This is a genomic window from Saccharothrix sp. CCNWYY140 (assembly GCF_037401995.1).
GTDB lineage: Bacteria > Actinomycetota > Actinomycetes > Mycobacteriales > Pseudonocardiaceae > Actinosynnema.
The window spans coordinates 1-17,759 of the sequence record NZ_JBBEGC010000090.1; the positions used below are offsets into that span (position 1 = coordinate 1).

20 protein-coding genes are annotated in these 17,759 nt (G+C 71.2%); 9 read left to right on the top strand and 11 right to left on the bottom strand.

Features of this window, described 5'->3' with window-relative positions; translation table 11 throughout:
* The first annotated feature begins 278 nt into the window (after nucleotides 1-278).
* Nucleotides 279-1,493 carry a sialidase family protein gene (locus tag WBN91_RS29090; protein WP_337727658.1) on the top strand — a complete coding sequence of 405 codons (1,215 nt, stop codon included), beginning with the start codon at nucleotides 279-281 and terminating at the stop codon, nucleotides 1,491-1,493.
* Between the two features lie 13 nt (nucleotides 1,494-1,506).
* On the opposite strand, the gene WBN91_RS29095 is transcribed toward WBN91_RS29090, so the two are convergent.
* Entirely contained in the window at nucleotides 1,507-2,313 is an 807-nt protein-coding gene (locus WBN91_RS29095) for a dienelactone hydrolase family protein (protein ID WP_337727659.1), read from the bottom strand.
* Between the two features lie 72 nt (nucleotides 2,314-2,385).
* On the opposite strand from WBN91_RS29095, the gene WBN91_RS29100 reads away from it, so the two are divergent.
* Nucleotides 2,386-3,270: a GlxA family transcriptional regulator gene (locus WBN91_RS29100; RefSeq protein ID WP_337727660.1), complete on the top strand. Its 885-nt coding sequence runs from the start codon at nucleotides 2,386-2,388 to the stop codon at nucleotides 3,268-3,270.
* A 4-nt stretch (nucleotides 3,271-3,274) separates the two neighbouring features.
* On the opposite strand, the gene WBN91_RS29105 is transcribed toward WBN91_RS29100, so the two are convergent.
* On the bottom strand, nucleotides 3,275-4,204 hold the full coding sequence (locus tag WBN91_RS29105; protein ID WP_337727661.1) for a GNAT family N-acetyltransferase: 930 nt from the start codon (nucleotides 4,202-4,204) through the stop codon (nucleotides 3,275-3,277).
* Entirely contained in the window at nucleotides 4,201-4,980 is a 780-nt protein-coding gene (gene erm / locus WBN91_RS29110; protein ID WP_337727662.1) for a 23S ribosomal RNA methyltransferase Erm, read from the bottom strand. Before erm ends, WBN91_RS29105 begins: the two co-directional genes overlap by 4 nt.
* A gap of 238 nt (nucleotides 4,981-5,218) precedes the next feature.
* Between erm and WBN91_RS29115 the strand changes: the two genes are divergently transcribed.
* From WBN91_RS29115 to WBN91_RS29140, 6 genes are all read left to right on the top strand, one after another.
* Nucleotides 5,219-5,662, top strand: coding sequence for a helix-turn-helix domain-containing protein (locus tag WBN91_RS29115; protein ID WP_337727663.1), 444 nt, complete (start codon nucleotides 5,219-5,221; stop codon nucleotides 5,660-5,662).
* Complete coding sequence (locus tag WBN91_RS29120) at nucleotides 5,655-6,029, top strand: DUF4180 domain-containing protein (RefSeq protein WP_337727664.1); 375 nt, start codon at nucleotides 5,655-5,657, stop codon at nucleotides 6,027-6,029. Before WBN91_RS29115 ends, WBN91_RS29120 begins: the two co-directional genes overlap by 8 nt.
* 9 nt (nucleotides 6,030-6,038) lie before the next feature.
* A complete protein-coding gene (locus WBN91_RS29125) occupies nucleotides 6,039-6,362 on the top strand; it encodes an ArsR/SmtB family transcription factor (protein ID WP_337727665.1) in 324 nt (107 codons plus the stop codon).
* Between the two features lie 100 nt (nucleotides 6,363-6,462).
* Nucleotides 6,463-7,308, top strand: a complete 846-nt coding sequence (locus tag WBN91_RS29130) for a TIGR03620 family F420-dependent LLM class oxidoreductase (RefSeq protein ID WP_337727666.1) — start codon at nucleotides 6,463-6,465, stop codon at nucleotides 7,306-7,308.
* Nucleotides 7,309-7,351: 43 nt separating this feature from the next.
* The gene (locus WBN91_RS29135; protein WP_337727668.1) at nucleotides 7,352-8,092 is read left to right on the top strand and encodes a polysaccharide deacetylase family protein; all 741 of its coding nucleotides are present in this window, start codon (nucleotides 7,352-7,354) and stop codon (nucleotides 8,090-8,092) included.
* 122 nt (nucleotides 8,093-8,214) lie between these two features.
* Nucleotides 8,215-8,811, top strand: a complete 597-nt coding sequence (locus tag WBN91_RS29140; RefSeq protein WP_337727669.1) for a phosphoribosylanthranilate isomerase — start codon at nucleotides 8,215-8,217, stop codon at nucleotides 8,809-8,811.
* Between the two features lie 9 nt (nucleotides 8,812-8,820).
* Here the strand turns inward: WBN91_RS29140 and WBN91_RS29145 are convergent, their stop codons facing one another.
* From WBN91_RS29145 to WBN91_RS29180, 8 genes are read right to left on the bottom strand one after another with little or no spacing between them, the layout of a single operon-like run.
* A complete protein-coding gene (locus WBN91_RS29145; protein WP_337727686.1) occupies nucleotides 8,821-9,702 on the bottom strand; it encodes an NAD-dependent epimerase/dehydratase family protein in 882 nt (293 codons plus the stop codon).
* The gene (locus WBN91_RS29150) at nucleotides 9,702-11,198 is read right to left on the bottom strand and encodes a class I adenylate-forming enzyme family protein (RefSeq protein ID WP_337727670.1); all 1,497 of its coding nucleotides are present in this window, start codon (nucleotides 11,196-11,198) and stop codon (nucleotides 9,702-9,704) included. The genes WBN91_RS29145 and WBN91_RS29150 overlap by 1 nt, the downstream gene beginning before the upstream one ends.
* Nucleotides 11,191-12,324, bottom strand: a complete 1,134-nt coding sequence (locus WBN91_RS29155; protein ID WP_337727671.1) for a cytochrome P450 — start codon at nucleotides 12,322-12,324, stop codon at nucleotides 11,191-11,193. The genes WBN91_RS29150 and WBN91_RS29155 overlap by 8 nt, the downstream gene beginning before the upstream one ends.
* Nucleotides 12,321-13,070: a glycosyltransferase gene (locus WBN91_RS29160; RefSeq protein WP_337727672.1), complete on the bottom strand. Its 750-nt coding sequence runs from the start codon at nucleotides 13,068-13,070 to the stop codon at nucleotides 12,321-12,323. Before WBN91_RS29160 ends, WBN91_RS29155 begins: the two co-directional genes overlap by 4 nt.
* Nucleotides 13,067-14,053 carry a 3-oxoacyl-ACP synthase III family protein gene (locus WBN91_RS29165; protein ID WP_337727673.1) on the bottom strand — a complete coding sequence of 329 codons (987 nt, stop codon included), beginning with the start codon at nucleotides 14,051-14,053 and terminating at the stop codon, nucleotides 13,067-13,069. The genes WBN91_RS29160 and WBN91_RS29165 overlap by 4 nt, the downstream gene beginning before the upstream one ends.
* A gap of 57 nt (nucleotides 14,054-14,110) precedes the next feature.
* Nucleotides 14,111-14,248, bottom strand: a complete 138-nt coding sequence (locus WBN91_RS29170) for a hypothetical protein (protein ID WP_337729415.1) — start codon at nucleotides 14,246-14,248, stop codon at nucleotides 14,111-14,113.
* 52 nt (nucleotides 14,249-14,300) lie between these two features.
* Nucleotides 14,301-15,176 carry a class I SAM-dependent methyltransferase gene (locus WBN91_RS29175; RefSeq protein ID WP_337727674.1) on the bottom strand — a complete coding sequence of 292 codons (876 nt, stop codon included), beginning with the start codon at nucleotides 15,174-15,176 and terminating at the stop codon, nucleotides 14,301-14,303.
* Nucleotides 15,177-15,218: 42 nt separating this feature from the next.
* A complete protein-coding gene (locus WBN91_RS29180) occupies nucleotides 15,219-16,418 on the bottom strand; it encodes a S8 family peptidase (RefSeq protein ID WP_337727675.1) in 1,200 nt (399 codons plus the stop codon).
* Nucleotides 16,419-16,677: 259 nt separating this feature from the next.
* Between WBN91_RS29180 and WBN91_RS29185 the strand changes: the two genes are divergently transcribed.
* Entirely contained in the window at nucleotides 16,678-17,679 is a 1,002-nt protein-coding gene (locus WBN91_RS29185) for a S1 family peptidase (protein ID WP_337727676.1), read from the top strand.
* The last annotated feature ends 80 nt before the right edge of the window (nucleotides 17,680-17,759 follow it).

Consider the following 17,759-nt stretch of genomic DNA (forward strand, 5'->3'; position numbering starts at 1 on the left):
AGAAACCGAGGCCCTTCCCGTGGTCGCTGCCGCTTGGCTTGCGCCTTCGGCGGAACCGCCCTTCGGGCGAAAAGCGGGCGCGGCCGGTCTGATGGGTGGTGCAGCAGGCTTGCGGCCGGCGGCGGGCGGGCGGCGGCGCGTGGCCGGGCGGGGTGGAGGCGTGGAGGCAGGCGGTGGGCGGCTGGCTGGGGCTGGGTATCGGTAGCGCGAAGCTGTGTTTGTCGGAAGTTCACCGGGCGTCGGTACGGTTGGGTGGTTGTCAACCTGTGGAGGCCCGCATGCGTGTGCTCAAGATCGCCGCCTTGCTCTGCGCCACCATCCTTGCTACCGCTCTACCCGCCACCGCAGCAGCCGAGTCGCACTCGGAGCGGATCCTGTTCAACGGCGGAAACGAGTCCTTCAACGGGATCACCTACCACTCGTTCCGCATCCCGTCCCTGGTCCGCACCAACAACAACACCCTGCTGGCGTTCGTCGAAGGTCGGGCCGCGCACAACGGGGACTACGGCAACATCAACCTCCTCTACAAGCGCTCCACCGACAACGGGGCCACCTGGTCCAGCCTCCGGGAGGTCATCGGCAGCGGCCAAGGGGTGTGGGGGAATCCGACGGCGGTTGTGGATCGGTCCAACAACAAGGTCTGGTTGTTCCTCAACCACCAGCCCGACGGCGCGGATCCCGTGAACTCGTGGGACGACCGGCAGGTCTGGCTCACGTCCAGCACCGACGACGGGCTCACCTGGGCCACTCCCTCCAACCTCTCCTCCACCCTCAAGCCGCGCACCCTCGCTAACGGCAACAGTTGGAACTGGGACGCGGTTGGTCCCGGTGTCGGCATCCAGACCACCGTGCGCAACCCCGGGCGTCTCGTCATCCCCGCCCAGCACCGCAACATCTACAGCGACGACCACGGGGCGACCTGGCGGGTCCAAGTCCTCCGGACGACTTCCGGCGCACCGATGGAGCAGACCGGCGAATCGACCGTGCTCGAACTGGCCGATGGCTCGCTCTACCGCAACGACCGGCCGACCACGTCCGCATGGGAGGCGAACAAGCGTCGGTTGGTGTCTCGCGGCACGATCGAGAGCGGGTTCAGTGCGTTCGCGGCGGCCGGGTGTCTGCTTGACCCCAAGAACGAAGCCTCGACCATGCGCTACAACTCCGACGCGCCCGCGCGTATCGCGTTCGTCAACTCGGCGAGCACCGAGACGCGGACGAAGATGCGTATCCGGATGAGCGAGGACGAAGGTCGGACGTGGAGCTACAGCCGGCCCTTCTCCGACGCGCCGTTGCCGGGGGAGAGTGCGACCTACAAGGAAGGCGGCTACTCCAGCATCGTCAAGACCGCCGACTACCACGTGGGTGCGCTGATCGAGGTCAACGAGAACACCTCCAGCAGTTCCACCTCCCACCGCTCGATCGCGTTCCGCAAGGTCAACCTGCCGTGGATCAAGGGCGGGGTGTCCGAACCGGGCTGTGACGGCGGGATCTGAGCGGACAAGGTGCTCACGTCAGGCGCAGGCGGAAGAAGTCCAGGATCTCGTCGCGCGCGGCCAGGGTCGGGTGGCCGGCCTCGTCGACCAGGTGGACCGTGACGACGCTGTGCGGGTAGTTCACGTGCTTGGCGAAGAATGGGGGCACGTTCGGGTTGACGTCGTCGGGTAGTTCGCGGGCCGTGAAGCGGTTGCCCAAGGCCTCGGTGTAAGCGGCGAAGCGCTGGGCCGTGCAGATCCGGTCGCCCTGGAAGCGGTAGGCCAGGACGGTCAGGTCCTCGCGGTCCAGCCGGTCGCGCACCGCCCTCAGTTCGTCCGGTGCGATTTCCAGGCCTGTCGGGTCGTCCAACGGCAGGGAGGGCTGGGCCAGGACCGGGGCCAGCACGGCGGGTTCGAGCATCATGGTCAGGGCGAAGTTGCCGGTGAAGCACATGCCGATGGCGCCGACCCCCGGACCGCCGCACTCGCCGTGCGCCTGTCGGGCCAAGGCCATCAGCCACCGGGTGACCGGGCTGGAACCCTGGTTCGCGAACGCCCGGAACTCCTTGCTCACACACGCCCGCCGCGCCACCGCGAGTCCTTCGTCGGCGTCGGGCACCGCGCCGTCCCGGCCGAACAGCGACGGCAGGTAGGCGGTGAACCCGGCGTCGCGCACCCAGCGGGCGAAGCGCGCCACGTGGGGGCTGATGCCGGGCATCTCGGCCATGACGATCACGGCCGGTCCGGTGCCGGCGACGTGCACGGTCTTGGTCGTGCCGTCGAGGGTGGTCGGGCGGTGGTCGAAGTCGTCCAGGGCGTCGAAGTCGTCGAGGGTGTCCACGGCGGTGATCCTCGGTGAGGGACACTGGGCGGCGGGAGTGGCGGATTCGACAACGATCGGGGATTTCTCGCCATGACGTCCGTGCGGGTGCTGGCGCTGGAAGGTGCAATGCGGTCGAGCGTGGCCATCACGTTCGACGTGCTCGACACCGCGAACCGCTTGCGAGCAGGGACTTTCACGCTGACCGAGGACAAGGCGGACCTCGTCGTCGTGCCCGGGTTGGGGCTGACCAGCGGACCGGAGGTGCGGGACTTCCTCAGGCGACCAGATGCCGTGGTGGCCGGCCGAGTGCTGACTGACGCCGTGGCCCGAGGGTCTGAGGTGGCGACCTCGTGCTCGGGAGCTTTCCTGCCCGCCGCACTGGGCCTCCTCGACGGCCGCCGCGCCACGACATCCTGGTGGCTGGCCCCGCTGTTCCGTCGCCTGCACCCGGCCGTGGAGGTGGACGCCGAGGCGCTGGTGGTCCGCGACGGCCCGATCACCACGGCCGGCGCCGCGATGGCCCACCTGGACCTGATGCTGACCCTGGTCGCGCGCCACGGCGGTGCGGACCTGGCCGACCGCTGCGCCCGGTACCTGCTGGCCGACGTGCGGGCCAGCCAGTCGGGTTACATGGCGCTGGGTTTCCTGACCGCCGCCGACCCGGACGTGGCTGCGGCCGAGCGCTGGGCGCGGGCACGCCTGGCGGAGGACGTGTCGGTGGCCGACCTGGCGGCGGCGGTCGGCCTGTCCACGCGGACCTTCGCCCGACGGGTGGAACGGGCGACCGGCCACTCCCCGGTGCGCTTCCTCCAACGCCTGCGCGTGGAGACGGCGCTGGACCTGCTGACGACCACCGACCTCCCGGTGTCCGACATCGCCCGCCGGGTGGGCTACGCGGACCCGACCACCCTGCGCCGAGTCCTCCGCCGAGACGCCGGCCGCGGCCCTCGCGAGCTGCGAGGCTCGCGGGGGTAGTGGGTCATCGGGGTGGGGACAGGACCAGGCGGCGGGCGAAGTTGGTGTAGCCCAGGCGGTCGAAGGACTTTGCCATCGGTTGGTTGGTCAGGTCCGTGTCGGCGCGGATGACGTCCGCCCCCGCCTCCTCGGCCAGGAACCGGGTGATCTCGGCCAGGATGTCGTCCACGTGCCCGTGGCCGCGCTGCTCGGGGAGCACACCGAGGTAGCCGACGACGTGGAATCCCGTGTTCCGGGACGGCAGGCCGAAACCCACCGGCTCGCCCGACGACGTCTCCGCCACCCGCCACCACGCCCGGTCGCCCAGCATGGAGTCGCGGTAGAACGCCACGTCCGACCGGGCCGCCTCCTCCGCGCCCACCGCCGCCGCCTCCTGGGAGGTCGCGGCGTCCAGGGTTTGCGCCAAGGCGCGGCGGAAGAGGTCCACGAAGACCTCGTCGTCCGGGTCCGGGCGGAAGCGCAGGCGGGACGACGGGGTTGGGACGCCCGCGGCGCGGGTCCACTCGTAGCGGAGTCGTTCCACGGGCTCGGTCAGGCCGGCTCGGGCCGCGGCCTCGCGCCGCCACTCCAGGGCGGCGACCGCGTCCGGCTGCGAGTGCCAGTCCGCGGGCAGCATGACGTGGTACTCCAGCGCGGCGCCGTAGGACCGGTGGGCGGCGGTCAGGAGGTCGGCGGCCAGGGTGGCGGGGTCGTCGGTGCGGGCGTGGAGGGTGTCCAGGACGGCGGGCTTGGACTGGTCCGGCGGACCCCACCAGACGCCGACCGCGTGCACCTCGCCGTCCTTCTCGGCGATCCACGTCCACTCCGGGCGGTACTCGCCGGTGGCCAGGCGGTTCTGGAACGCCTCGGCGTCGCTCCAGGCGCCCACCCCGCCGGCCGCCAGCAGCGGCAGGACGCGGTCCACGTCGGTTTCGGTGATGGGGCGGTGGATCACGGGGTCTCCAGGTGTGCCAGGGCGAAGAGGTCGGCCCACTGCCGTGCGGTCAGGTCGCGGGGCAGTGCGGTGTCGGTCAGGTGGCGGCGGGTCCAGCGGGTGACGGCCGGGCGGGTGCGAGGGGGTGCGGCGGCGGTGAGGATCTGGCGGGCGCCCCGGCCCCGGCCGGTGAACGCGCGGCGCACGAAGTCCTGGTAGGCGGCGCGGTGATCGGTCGGGACCAAGGGGTCGGGGCGGCGGGTGATGGTGAGCAGGCCGCCGTCCACGCCGGGCCTGGGGGTGAACGCGGCGGCCGGCACCCGGCGCAGCAGGGCGAAGTCGAACCACGGCCACCACTGCGCGGTCATGAGGGTCGCTCCACCAACACCCGCCCGCCGCCGGGCGACCTCCCACTGCACGAGCAGGACGGCCGAGGTCCAGTGCCCGGCGCGCAGGACCCGGCGCAGCATCGCGGTGGTCTGGTGGAACGGGAGGTTGCCCACCAGCACGTGCGGCGTGCGGGGCAGGCGGTGGGTCAGGAAGTCCCCGGCGACCACCGTGGTCGTCGGGCCGACGCGGGCGGCCAGCCACGTGGCCAGCCGGCGGTCCACCTCGATCCCGGTCACGGGGCGTCCGAGGGCCTGCAACGGCAGGGTGAGGGCGCCGTCGCCCGCGCCGATCTCCACGATCGGCAGGGGAGGCGTCGCGGCGACCGCCCCGACGACGGCGGCGACGACGGTCCGGTCGGTGAGGAAGTTCTGGCCGAGTTCGTGCCGGCCCTGGTACTGCGTGCGCACTGCTGCTCCGCGGCTTCGTGGTGAACCGGGCAGCAAGGGGAGCCGCCCGGCGTGGACACGCTGGAGCGGCGGAACTCGTCGATACCGGACAAGGCCGCCGCTAGGCGCGGCGGAGCCGGGTGAAAGCGGCGAAGGCGCAACACATGCGGCCGACCCTAGATCGACACGGGCCGGACTCGGAAACGGTTTTTGCTCGGCTGTGTCTTATGCTTCCCTATCTGTACTAGGTTGGGGAACGATGAGTGACGATATGTACTCCGTCGAGCAGGTCGCGGACCGGCTCGGCCTGCACGTCCGGACCGTCCGCGGCTACATCCGCAGCGGTCGGCTCAAGGCCGTGCGGATCGGCAAGCAGTACCGGATCGCCCGCGCCGACCTCGCCGCCCTGCTCGGCCGGCCCGACCCGCCGCGCCGGGCGGTGGAGGTGTCGACGGTGGTCGAAGTCGACGGCGTGGACCGGGCCGGGGCCGATCGGCTGGGCACGTTGGTGCTGGCGAGCGTGGGCGGCGCGCCCGATCCCGCGCACCCGTTGCGCGTGCAGACCCTGTTCGACGAGGAGAGGAACCGGATGAAGATCGTGGTGTTCGGCGGACCCGCCGCCACCGCCGAGGTGCTGCACCTGCTCGCCGCTGTGCTCGACGCGGACAACGGCCTGTTCGCTGGGGAGGGCAACCGTGGCTGACGTGGTGCGTGAGCGGGTTGGGGTGCAGGTGTTGGAGTGCGACCCGGACGGGCCGCCGATCGCGACCGTGGACGATGCCCTGGAGTTGATCGGTGCGGTGTTCCTCGGCGCGCAGGTCGCGGCTGTGCCTGTGCGGCGGCTGGATGAGCGCTTCTTCGCTCTGGGCACCCGGTTCGCGGGCGATGTGATGCAGAAGTTCGTCAACTACCGGCTGTGTCTGGCCATCGTCGGGGACATCGCGGAGCACTTGGCGTCCAGTTCGGCGTTGCGGGCGTTGGTAGCGGAGTCCAACCGGTCCGACCACGTGTGGTTCGTGCCGGATTTCGACGCCCTGGACGACCGCCTGCGCGCCGCCGCTCCCCGGTAACCTGGGACGGTGGCAGACGAGGTTCCGGCGGACGTGGTGCAAGCGCTGCGGGCGCTGTCCAACCCGCTGCGCCTCCAGTTGCTGACCTGGCTGCGCGATCCCGAGCGCAACTTCGACCTGGCCGGCGCCGAGATCGACCCGCACCGGGTCGGCGTGTGCGTGAGCCACATCCAGGCCAAGGTCGGGCTGGCCCAGTCCACGGTGTCGGCCTACCTGGCCGAACTCCAGCGCGCCGGGCTCGTGCGGGCTACTCGGGTGGGCAAGTGGACCCACTACAAGCGCGATGAGCAGCGCATCGCCGAATTGCTGGCGGTGTTGGGCAAGACCCTCTGACAGCCCACTGCTGGTTGTGGGGGGGTCGGCTCGCGCTCATATCGAGGTTCCGCGATACTTCGATGTGTCTGGATCCGCGGAACGACGATGGGGGTGCCCGATGGGCAACGGACTGGGGCTCGGCACGTTCGGGGTGTGGACCTTCGACTTCGAGGACCGGCCCGCCGCGTGGGTGCGCGACACGGTGCAGGAGTTGGAGGAGCTGGGCTGGCCGGCGGTGTGGGTGCCGGAGGTGGGTGGGCGGGAGGCGTTCTCGCTGGCCGGGTACCTGTTGGCGGCGACGCGGCGGATGGCCGTGGTCAACGGGATCGCGCAGATCTGGTCCCGGGACGCGGTGGCGGCTCGGGGTGCGAGCGTCCTGCTCGCGGACGCCTATCCGGGGCGGCACGTCCTGGGGCTCGGGTTCGGCGGGAAGCCCCGGGAGGACGTCAAACCGGTGGCGGCGATGGCCGGGTACCTCGACGTGCTCGATGAGGTGGAAGGTGTGCGTCGGGTGCTGGCTGCTTATGGGCCGAAGATGCTGGAACTGGCGCGGGATCGGGCGGCTGGCGCGCACACGTACAAGGTGAATGTGGCGCACACTGCGCTGGCGCGGGAGATTCTTGGGCCTGAGGCGTTTCTCGGGGTTGAGCACGCGGTGTTGTTGGAGACCGATCCGGAGCGGGCGCGGGTTGTGGCCCGGGAGCACCTGGTGCCGTATCTGGCCACGCCGTTCAACCTGGCCAAGTTTCGGCGGCTGGGTTACACCGAGGAGGACCTTGGTGGTGGCGGTAGTGACCGGTTCGTGGATGACATGGTGTTTTGGGGGGACCTGGACACCGTGGTGAAGCGGTTGCACATGCAGCTGGAGGCGGGGGCTGACCACGTGGGTGTGCAGGTGATCGGCGTGGAGGCTGGCGGGACGGCGATGCCGCAGTGGCGGGCCCTGGCGGAGGCCTTGTTGTAGAGGGTGTGATCGTCGCGCGGGCGGGATGCGTCAGGATGTGCGGATGCGGTTTCTGCGTTCCCGCCCGTTGATCGTCGTGGCCCTGGCTGTGGTGGTGCTGGTGCCACTGGGCGGTGTGGGCGTGATGTCCTTGGCCAGTGCCCGTGGCTACCAGCTCTTCGGGGGTCTCACCGACCGCGTCCGGACCACGGAGAAGGTCGTGGCCCTGACGTTTGATGACGGTCCCCACCCGGCCGGCACCCAAGCGTTGTTGGACTCCTTGAAGCGCAAGGACGTCCGAGCCACGTTCTACGTGACCGGCCGCGAGCTCTCCGAACACCCGGCCCTGGGCCGTGCGATCGCGGAAGCGGGCCACGAACTCGGCAACCACTCCTACCACCACGAACGGATGGTCTTCGTGACCCCGGACTTCGTGGCGGAGGAGGTCGAGCGCACGGACGATCGCATCCGGGAGACGGGTTACCCGGGTGAGATCACCTTCCGCCCGCCGAACGGCAAGAAGCTGGTGGCCCTGCCGCAGTACCTGAACGAGCACGGCCGCAAGACGATCATGTGGGACGTCGAGCCGGACTCCAGCGAGGCGGCGTCGAAGCGGAGCGCCGAGGAGATCGTCCGGGCCACGTTGGACGAGACACGGCCGGGGTCGATCGTGCTGCTGCACGGGATGTACCCGGGGCGGGATCGGACGCGGGCGGCGGTGGAGCCGATCATCGACGGGTTGCGGGAGCGGGGGTACCGGTTCGTGACGGTGTCCGAACTGCTGACCCTGGGACCCGACGACTAGGGGTTGTGCCAAAGGTCTGACTCCCCGGCGGGCTGCCACTTGCCGGCTTCGGCGAGAGACCTTTCTGTTGTGTGGCACCCCTGCCGGGCGAAGCGGTGGTACGGCGGCTACCGTCTCCGGGCGTGTATGTGAAGCTGTGCGGTCTGCGCACTCCGGCGGATGTGGCCACTGCTGTCGAGGCGGGTGCTGACGCGATCGGTGTCGTGCTCACCACGAGTCCCCGGCAGGTTTCTCCGGAGGTCGCGCGGGAGTTGGTGCGTGAGGTGCCGCCGGGGGTGTTGTCCGTTGGTGTTGTGCTTGGCGTGCCGGCGGGGGAGGTTGTGCGGTTGGCTCGGGAGAGTGGTGTGGGGGCGGTGCAGTTGCACGGGAGCTACCCCGAGTCGGCGTTTCGTGAGGTAGCTGCGCTGGGGGTGCCGTTGATCCGTGCGGTGAGTTTGGTTCCCGAGACGGACGTGCGTGTGGGGGCTTTCGGCGAGGACATGTTGTTGCTGGACTCGCCTGATGCGGGCTCTGGGCACCGGTGGGATCTGTCGGCGCTGGATGGCGCTCGTCCTTCGGGGAAGTGGCTGTTGGCGGGTGGGTTGGATCCGGACAACGTGGCGGAGGCGATTGCGCAGGCTCGGCCTTGGGGTGTGGATGTGTCCAGTGGTGTTGAGTCGAGTCGGGGTGTTAAGGACCACGGGTTGATGCGGGCGTTTGTGGCCGCTGCGCGTGGTTAGGTGTGCGGGTTACCAGGTGTGGGCTCCCTGGAAAGAGGTGTGTGCGGGGCGGTAGTTCAGGTGGGTGCGGGCGGCGGTGGTGTCCAGCGTGCGTTCGTGGGCCAGGTGGCTGATTGCGTACCTGGTCAGGCGGGGTGGGGTTGTGGAGCGGGCTAGGCGGTATGCGGTCTCGGCTGCCGTTGCCAGCGGCCATGCCAGGCGTAGTGGTAGGTGGCGGATGCGGACGTTCAGGCCGCGTTCGGTGAGTAGGGCGCGCAGTGCGTCCTCCAGGACGACCGGGGCGGCGTCGGCCACGTTGTAGACGCCTGGTTTGCCTGTGCACGCCAGCAGCGTCGCCTGGGTCAGGTTGTCGATCGAGGTCAGGGATTGCTTGGCCTGACCGTCGCCTACCAGGAACAACGTGCGTCCTCGGATGGCGCTCAGCACGCGCGGCAGCAGGGTTGGGTCACCTGGGCCGTATACCGCGTGCGGTCTGAGGACCACGGTGTCGGGGCGGCCCAGTAGCAGGCGTTCTGCCTCGGCTTTTGTTGCGCCGTATGGGGTCAGGTAGCGGGCGACGGGGGCTTCGGACTCGGTGGCGTTCACGTTCGGGGTGAACGGGTCGTAGACGCTGGCGGACGACATGTGCACGAAACGTGCGCCGGGGAAGGACGCCAGGACGTTTCGGGTGCCGTTGACGTTGACGCGTCGGATGTTCTCGGGCGAACCCCAGTCTGTTACTGCGGCGGCTGAGTGCACCACCGCGTCTACCTGTGGTGGGTCGGGTAGGGGGCCGGTGGTGATGTCCCAGTCTCGGGATCCGTAGGCGTGTACCTGCCAGCCCAGGGTCTCGGCTGCTTGGCGTACGGCACTGCCTACGAAACCGGTTGCCCCGGTGATTGCCAGGTGCATCACGACGTCAGCATTGTGCGTAGTGCGGAACGGTCGATCTTGCGGTTTCGGCCTGTGACCGGCAGGGCCGGCAGGACGGTGATCTCGTCGGGTAGTGCGGAGGCGTCGATGAGGCCTGGGAGCGCTGATCGGACGCGGTCGGCCAGGTCGGGGCCGGTGTTGGGGGCGGGGACCAGGGCCAGGACGATTCGTTCGTCGCCGATTTCGTTCGGCACGCCGATCATGACTGCCGCCGCTACCCCGGGCAGGGCGGAGATCGTGGGCTCGTACAGGCCTGGGTACACGTTGGTCTTGCCGCGCAGGATCATGTCCTTTTTGCGGCCGGTCAGGACGATTCGGTCGCCGTCCAAGTGTGCGAGGTCGCCGGTGGCGTGTTCGGTCAGTGGTGGGTGGCCCAGGTAGCCCCGGCACAGGTTCGGGCCGGACACCAGTAGCTCGCCGTCCTCGGCGATGCGTGCCTTTACACCGGGCAGGGGGCGGCCCAGCAGGTCGCCGGTGTGGGCGATCTTCTCCTCGGCGGTGGCGATGGCGACCGGCAGGATCTCGGTCATCCCGTAGACGGCCAGCAACTCCACGTCCGGCAGTGCCTTGCGTGCCCGCTTGAGCAGCGGTGGGAGCACGGGGGCGGAGCCGAGCAGGACCTGGCGCAGCGATCGGGGGAGTTCCACTCCGCTGTCGAGGATGACGGCCAGGTCGGCTGGGACCAGGAACGTGTGTGTGGCCCCGTCGAGTCCGGCGGCGAGTGCGGACGGGTTGGCGGCGGGGGCGAAGCCGTGGGGTGGCATGGACCAGTGCGCGCCGGCGACCAAGGCCGGTAGGCCCAGCATCATCTGGTCGGTGTGCACGCGGGTGTCCGGGGCTAGTGCGCACCGGGTGGCCAGGGCGTCCAGGGCTGCGGCGAGTGAACCTCGGGTGTGGACCACGGCCTTGGGGTCGGACGTGGTGCCGGAGGTGAAGACGATCACCGCGTCCTGGTCGGGGTCTGGTTCGGGGAAGGTGGTTGTTGTCGGTTTTGCGAGGCTGCGGGTGGACACCGCTCCGCGTGGTACGCCGGGTAGCCACGGGCCGGATCTGATGTGCCGCACTGGTAGCGCGGAGTAGTCGGGGAGCAGCACACCGCGTCGGCGGGCCAGTGCGCGCAGGGGGCCTGGGGCGCTGGCCGCGTACAGGACCGACTCGGCTGCTGCCCAGCCTGGGCCGGCGAGGTCGGTGCGGCGGGCGAACAGGTCCGGGCCGCCGCCGGGGTCGACGAACACGACCGTGCCGCCGGCGGCGACCGTTCCGAGGGCGAGCACGATGGCGTCCGGGCCGGGGCGGATGGAGAACAGCATCCGCGTGCCGGGCGTGAAACCCCGGTCTTGCAGGCGTTGTGCGGTGCTCAGGACTCTGGTGGAGAGCTCGGCGTAGGTCAGCGTCCGGCCGCGGGAGTCGGTCAACGCGGGTCGGGAGGCGTGCTCGCGGGCTGCCCGCAACACCTCGATGAGCAGGTCAGCCACGCCGGACCACCAGCTTCTCGTAGCAGGGGAGCAGGACCTTGCGGGCCGCTTTGCGGTCCACAATGGAGAGAGGTGCGGAGTCCAGGATGGCGTCCAGGACGGCTCGGATCTCGGCGTGTGCCAATGGCATCCCCAGGCAGAAGTGGGGTCCTGCGCCGAACCAGAGTTGCCGGATGTCCGGTGGGTGTGGCCGGTCTGGGTCGAAGTCGCCCAGTGCGCGGGCGGCCGAGATGGTCGCGATGACCACCCGGTCACCTGCCCGCACCCGCACCCCGCCCACCTCGGTGTCGGCGGCGACACTGCGCAGCATGACCGGGGACGGCACGGTGACCCGCAAGGCTTCCGCGATCACGTCGTCGGCCTTCGAGGTGTCCCGGGCCAAGCGGTCCAGCCAGCCGGTGTCGTGCAGCAGGGCAATCAGGCGCGGGACGTACGAGACGAGGGTTTCGGTGCCGGTGAGGACGAACGCGGCCACCGCGCCCAGCGCCTCCTCCTCGGTGAGCCCGAGTTCGCGCATCCGGCCGGGCACGGTGGCCGGGTCGCCCTCGGCGTAGGCGCGGGAGGCGGGGCGGGTGAGGATGCCGAGTGCGTTCCTGCCGTGTCGGACCTGCGCCGGGGTCAGGGAGGGGCGGCCCAGTCGGATCATCGACGTGATGGCCGTGCCGGCCGCGTGTGCCGCGACCGCCTCGCGCGGGGCGAGTCCGACCAGTTCGCAGATCACCGCGCCGACCAGGCGGCGCACGACCGGGACCAGGTCGACCGGCCCGGTGGCGAGGTCCTCCCGGAGGCGTTTCACCGGCTCGTCGGTGACGCGGGCGCACAGGTCGGCGACGCTGCGGGGCGTGAACAGGCCGGACAGTTTGCGGCGCAGTTCGGCGTGGGCGTGGCCCTCCATGTTCAGCAGCACGGTCGGGCCGACGACGGGGGTCCAGAGGTCGGCGGGCGAACCGGGGCCCGTCTTGGTGAAGTGCGTCGGGTCGTTGAGGACGCGCTTGGCGATCCCGGCGTCGCTCACCACCACGCCGACCCGGGGCACGCGCACGACCGGTGCGATCCGGCCGATGCCGCGCACCAGAGGGTAGGCCAGCGGGTGCGCGGCGAGCTGGAGGCGGAGTTCCCAGTTCACCGGATGTCCACGACGTCCGGGCGGTAGCGGTGGTCGGCGTACCACGCGAGGGTCTTGCGCAGCCCCCACGCCTGGGCGCGCCGCGAGGAGCCCCGGACCACGACGTCCCGCCGCAGCCCGTAGGCCTTGGTGTGCAGGCGTACGGCGTTGACCAGCGCGCGGTCCTCGTGCAGGTCCTCGATCTTGGACCGGGGGAACCCGCCCGCCAGCGCGTAGAGCTCGGCGGTGATCGCCATGTTGCAGCCGGCGGTCATCACGTACGGGCCGCGGTAGCGCGGGTCGCGGTTGCCGGGGCGGATCTTGCCGAACAGCGAGGCGACCTCGACGGCGGCGACGAGCGCCCACCGCGTGGCCGTCGGCAGGCCTTCGTCTTTGCGGGGCAGCAGTTGTCCGGCCACCAGGCGCAACCCGTCGGTGAACGCGGCCTTCACGCGGGCGGTCCAGTCGGGCGCGGGCAGGCAGTCGGCGTCGGTGCGGGCCAGCCGGGTCGCACCTTGGTCGATGGCGTACCGCATACCGGTGTCGGCGGCGGCGCCGGTGCCCTTCTCGGGTTCGTGGACGATCTCCAGTCTCAGGTGGGTGTTCTCCTTGGCGAACCGCTGGACAACGTCCACAGTGGAGTCCGTGGAACCGTTGTCCACCACCACGAGGGTGAAATCGGGGTCCTGCTGCGCCGCCAGGGCTTCCAGCGTCGCCGTGATCCCGCGCTCCTCGTTGTACGCGGGCACGACCACCCACAGGCTCACAGCCGGACCACCACCAGGCCGAGGCTGACCCCGCCCGCCAAGCCGACCAGCGCCACCAGGTCACCGGGTCCGCAGCGGCCCAGGCGCTGGGCGGTGACCAGTTGCAGCGGCAGGCTCGCGGACGCCGGGTTGCCGTGCTCGGGCAGCGTGACCACGAGCTTGTCCTTCGGCACGCCCGCCCCCTCGGCGAACACGTCCAGGTAGGGCAGGGACACCTGGTGCACGGCGACCACGGCGAAGTCGTCCCAGGTCAGGCCGAGCCGGTCGAGCGTGTCGTCCAGGATGCCGCTGCCCAGTCCGAGGAACGCGTCCTTCAGCCGGGCGCCGTCGAGGTCGAAGTAGGTGCGCTCGGGGTCGCGGGGGTGCTGCGAGCCGCCGCCGGGCAGCGTGCCCACGTCCCACCGCGTCGAGTCGGCGGTGAACCCGCAGCCCAGGACCCCGGCCTCGCCCTCGGTGAGCAGCACGGCCGCGCCCGCGTCGGACATCGTGTACCCGGGGAAGGCGCGCAGGAACTCCCGCAACCCGCCGACCTCCCACCGCACCGCCCGCGACGGCGCCTCGCCACTGGCGATCAGCACCGTGCGGTACCGGCCGGTGGCGATCAGGGCGTCGGCGACCTCGATGGCGTTGAGCACGCTGTTGCAGGCGTTCTTGACGTCCATCACCGGGCAGCGCAGGTCCAGCTTCGCCGCCACGATGTGCGCGGTGGCGGGCTCGACCATGTCCTGGCTGGCGGACGCGAACAGCAGCAGGTCCACGTCCCCGGGCTCGACCCCGGCCTCGGCCAGCAGCTTCCGCGCCGCCGCCACCGCGAGGTCCGACGCCTGCTCGTCGTCCCGCATGACGTGCCGGGAGTCGATCCCGGTCAACCGCCGGATCAGCCCCGGCGGAGGGGCGTACGGCCCCACCCGCCGCTCGACCTCGTCCGTGCTCACCTGCCGCTCGGGCAGGTGCACCGCCACACCGGCCAGTCGTGTCCCCATGCGTGCACGCTAGCCGGGGCCACCACCGACCGACGTCGGTAGAACTACTCGGATGGCTCAGTCCGGGGGCTCCAGGGGCCGCGGGTTCGGCTCCGGCGAAGGTGGGACCGGGTCGGGGATGGGGGTGGGCGGGACCGGGTCGGGCTCGCCGGGGGTCGGCCGGGGCGACGGGGGCTCCGGGTGGGGGACGGTCATGGCTCCTCCTCGTGGTCGGGAGTTGGCCACGGGTTACCCGGAAGGGGCGAAGTTAAGGCTTGTCGAGCACGAACGCGGTGTAGTTGCAGGCACGAGCCCAGGCTAGGTGGGCTTCGAGGCTCTCCTCGACGGCCTGCCAGTCGGCGGCGGACAGCTCCCGCAGCCCCGGCCACCGCAGGCACAGCGCCCGTCGCCCGAGCCGGGACCGGACGGACGCCCGGACCACACCGGCCAGGCTCATCGGCAGCTCCAGCACCGGACGGGTCCAGTCGTGCACGGCGGTCACGGTGAAGCCGGCCTCGGTGGCTCGCGCGGGGTAGCGGTCCAGGGGCTCGACCTCGTCGAAGCACCAGGCGGAGCGCACCAGTCCGTGCCGGTCGACCGAGGCGATGGTGGACGGGTCGGGGGAGCGCCAGGTGAAGTCGACCAGCACCAGCCGCCCGCCCGGCCGCAGCACCCGGAACGCCTCGGCCAGGAACGCCGCCCGACCGTCCGGGCCGAAGTGGAAGGCCGCCTCCAGGCAGTGCACCCGGTCGAACTCGCCCAGTTCCGCCGGCAGCGCCGTCACGTCCGCCACCGCGAACTCCGCGCCCGGCCGGTCGCCGAACCGCCGCCTTGCCTCCGCGATCTGCTCGGGCTGCAAGTCCACGCCCACCGCCGTGCACCCCCGCCGGCCCAGCACCGCGGTGGACAGGCCGCGCCCGCAGCACGCGTCCAGCACGCGTTCACCCGGTCGGACGTCGAGCAGGTCCAGCGACCGGCGCACTAGCTCCCGCTGGAACCAGCCGAGCCCGGCGAGGCCGTGGTGCAGGGTGGGGACGGTGTAGTAGCCGACGTTGACCAGGTCGCCCCAGCCCACGTGGCGCAGCAGGTGGAACAGGACGTTCGTGTCGCTGTAGGACTCCGCGATCCGCTCCCGGTCGGCCATGTCCGGATCGTGGCACGTGAGCCGCCGGTCGTCCACAGTGGATCAGTACTTGGCCACGTTCAGCAGCGGCTCGGGCTTCTTGTCCGGGTCGGTGGAGGTGGTCCACTTGTCGGTGCCGGCCGCCACCAGCGCGGCCTTCACGTCCGCGGGCTTGGCGGTGGGGTTCTTGGCCTTGTGCAGCGCCGCCGCGCCGGCCACGTGCGGGCTGGCCATCGACGTGCCGGAGATGGTGTTGTACCGCTCGCCCTTGTGCCAGGCGGACAGGATGCACACGCCCGGCGCGATGATGTCGACGTCCTCGCCGTAGTTGGAGAAGTCGGCGAACGTGTCGTCCACGTCCTTGCGGCACGTCGACGTCGCACCACCGTCGGGCTTGCCGTTGAAGTCGGCCAGCGCGCTCACCGTGACGACCTCTTCGTAGGTGGCGGGCACGAAGTTGGTGGTGGCGACGGCGCTGTTGCCCGCGGCGACGACGTAGGTCACGCCCGCCTGCACCGACCGGCAGATGGCCTCGTGCATGGCGTCGGTGTTGGTGCCGCACTTGCTGTCGGTGCCGGCGCCGCCCAGGCTCATGTTGGCGACCTCGATGTCCTTGGCGTGCGCGGTCACGAAGTCGATGCCGCAGATGACGTCGGCCCACGTGCCGCTGCCGCTGTTGCTCAGCACCCGGACCGGCCACACCCGCGCGCCGGGCGCGACGCCGACGACACCGGCGTCGTTGTCCAGCGCGCCGATGGTGCCGGCGACGTGCGTGCCGTGGCCGTTGCCGTCGTCCGCGCTCTGGCCGGTGGAGCAGTTCTTCGCGCCGGCGGTGTGCACGTTGAGGTCGGGGTGGTCCAGGTCGATGCCGGTGTCGATGACGGCGACGTCCACGTCCACCCGCTCGTCCTTGCCGTCGATCTTGGCGGTGGGGCTGAGCTCGGCGTCGATCCGGTCGATGCCGGTGGGCAGGGTCTGCGCCATCGTGGTGACCACGCCGTCGGGCTGCACGAGCTTCACCCGCGGGTCGCCCGCGATCCGGGCGGCGTCCGACGCGGTCATCTTGGCGGAGTAGCCGCGCACGCTGGACTCGTACACGTGTTCGGGCGGGACGCCGAGCTCGGCGGCGACGGAGGTCACCGGCGCGTTCTCGTCGAGCAGGACGATGTACCCGGTGGTCGGTTCCGCGCCGGCGGGTGCGGCGGTGACCGCGGTGGCCAGGAGGACGGCGGCGAAAAGGGCTGGGCCCGGAAGGCGTCGCATGACTGCTCCTCTGGGGTCTTTCGTCGTGGGGACACGCTGCTCGCACCCGTTCGGCAGAGAGTTACCTCGGCCGAACGGGGGGTAAACCCTGCCACCATTCGCGAACCCGAAAGGGTTGCGGGCCTCCGCGGGGCAGCAAACGTCAGTCCTTCGCAGCCTTGTGCGGGCCTGCACCGTCCCGTTGGGTGGGACGAGTCTCAAACACCCGTCCGAGGGGTGCGCCTACCCGCGCCCCTCGCCCCTGCGAAAGGGCGGAGCTATGAGAACGGTTCGCCATGCCCTCGTCATCGCCGCCGCGGCTGTCACCACCGCCGCGCTGATCCCCTCCACCGCCACCGCCGCACCGGCGGACCCGACGGCGGTCGCCGCGTCCCTGGGCGCCGACCGCACGGCCGGCGTGCACCTCGACGCCGGGCGCCAGGTCGTCAACGTCACCGACCGGGCCGCCGCGGCGGCCGTGCGCGCGGCGGGCGGCCAGGCCCGCCTGGTCACCCGCAGCACCCGCCAACTGGAGGACCTCCGCACCGCGCTCGACGCCGGCACCCCCGGCACGGCGTGGGCGCTCGACCCGGCCACCAACCAGGTCGTCGTCACCGCCGACTCCTCGGTGTCCGCCGACCGGCTCGCCGGGCTGCGCTCGGCCGCCGACCGCACCGGCGGGGCGGTCCGCGTGGACCGCGCCACCGGCACGTTCGCCCCGCTCATCTCCGGCGGCGACGCGATCTACGGCGGCGGGTACCGCTGCTCGCTGGGCTTCAACGTGCGCAGCGGCAGCACGTACTACTTCCTGACCGCCGGCCACTGCACCGACGCGGCGACCGCGTGGTTCGCCGACTCCGGGCACAACACCAAGCTGGGCGACCGCACCGGGTCGAGCTTCCCCGGCAACGACTACGGCATCGTCCGCTACACCAACACCTCCGTCACCATCTCCGTCACCGTCGGCGGCACGGACATCACCTCGGCGGCCGACCCCGTCGTGGGCCAGTCCGTCACCCGGCGGGGCAGCACGACCGGCACCCACAGCGGCACGGTCACCGCGCTCAACGTGACCGTGCACTACTCGGGCGGCGGCACGGTCCGCGGCATGATCCAGACGACGGTGTGCGCCGAGCCGGGCGACAGCGGCGGCCCGCTGTACGACCGGGGCACCGCGCTGGGCCTGACCTCGGGCGGCAGCGGCGACTGCCGGCGCGGCGGCACGACGTTCTACCAGCCCGTCACCGAGGCGCTGGCCAAGTACGGCGTGTCCGTGTTCTGAGTTTTCCAGGTTCCGACGTCGTTCCCAGTCCCGACCCGGTGCCCCCGTGCGATCTCGCGGGGGCACCGGCGGGGTGTGTA

What these genes read in the sequence shown, in the direction of transcription:
- WBN91_RS29185 (WP_337727676.1), top strand. Translation starts at nt 16,678, where the DNA reads ATGAGAACGGTTCGCCATGCCCTCGTCATCGCCGCCGCGGCTGTCACC.
- WBN91_RS29170 (WP_337729415.1), bottom strand. Translation starts at nt 14,248, where the DNA reads ATGACCGTCCCCCACCCGGAGCCCCCGTCGCCCCGGCCGACCCCCGGC.
- WBN91_RS29180 (WP_337727675.1), bottom strand. Translation starts at nt 16,418, where the DNA reads ATGCGACGCCTTCCGGGCCCAGCCCTTTTCGCCGCCGTCCTCCTGGCC.
- WBN91_RS29090 (WP_337727658.1), top strand. Translation starts at nt 279, where the DNA reads ATGCGTGTGCTCAAGATCGCCGCCTTGCTCTGCGCCACCATCCTTGCT.
- WBN91_RS29165 (WP_337727673.1), bottom strand. Translation starts at nt 14,053, where the DNA reads ATGGGGACACGACTGGCCGGTGTGGCGGTGCACCTGCCCGAGCGGCAG.
- WBN91_RS29175 (WP_337727674.1), bottom strand. Translation starts at nt 15,176, where the DNA reads ATGGCCGACCGGGAGCGGATCGCGGAGTCCTACAGCGACACGAACGTC.
- WBN91_RS29100 (WP_337727660.1), top strand. Translation starts at nt 2,386, where the DNA reads ATGACGTCCGTGCGGGTGCTGGCGCTGGAAGGTGCAATGCGGTCGAGC.
- WBN91_RS29115 (WP_337727663.1), top strand. Translation starts at nt 5,219, where the DNA reads ATGAGTGACGATATGTACTCCGTCGAGCAGGTCGCGGACCGGCTCGGC.
- WBN91_RS29130 (WP_337727666.1), top strand. Translation starts at nt 6,463, where the DNA reads ATGGGCAACGGACTGGGGCTCGGCACGTTCGGGGTGTGGACCTTCGAC.
- WBN91_RS29135 (WP_337727668.1), top strand. Translation starts at nt 7,352, where the DNA reads ATGCGGTTTCTGCGTTCCCGCCCGTTGATCGTCGTGGCCCTGGCTGTG.
- WBN91_RS29145 (WP_337727686.1), bottom strand. Translation starts at nt 9,702, where the DNA reads ATGCACCTGGCAATCACCGGGGCAACCGGTTTCGTAGGCAGTGCCGTA.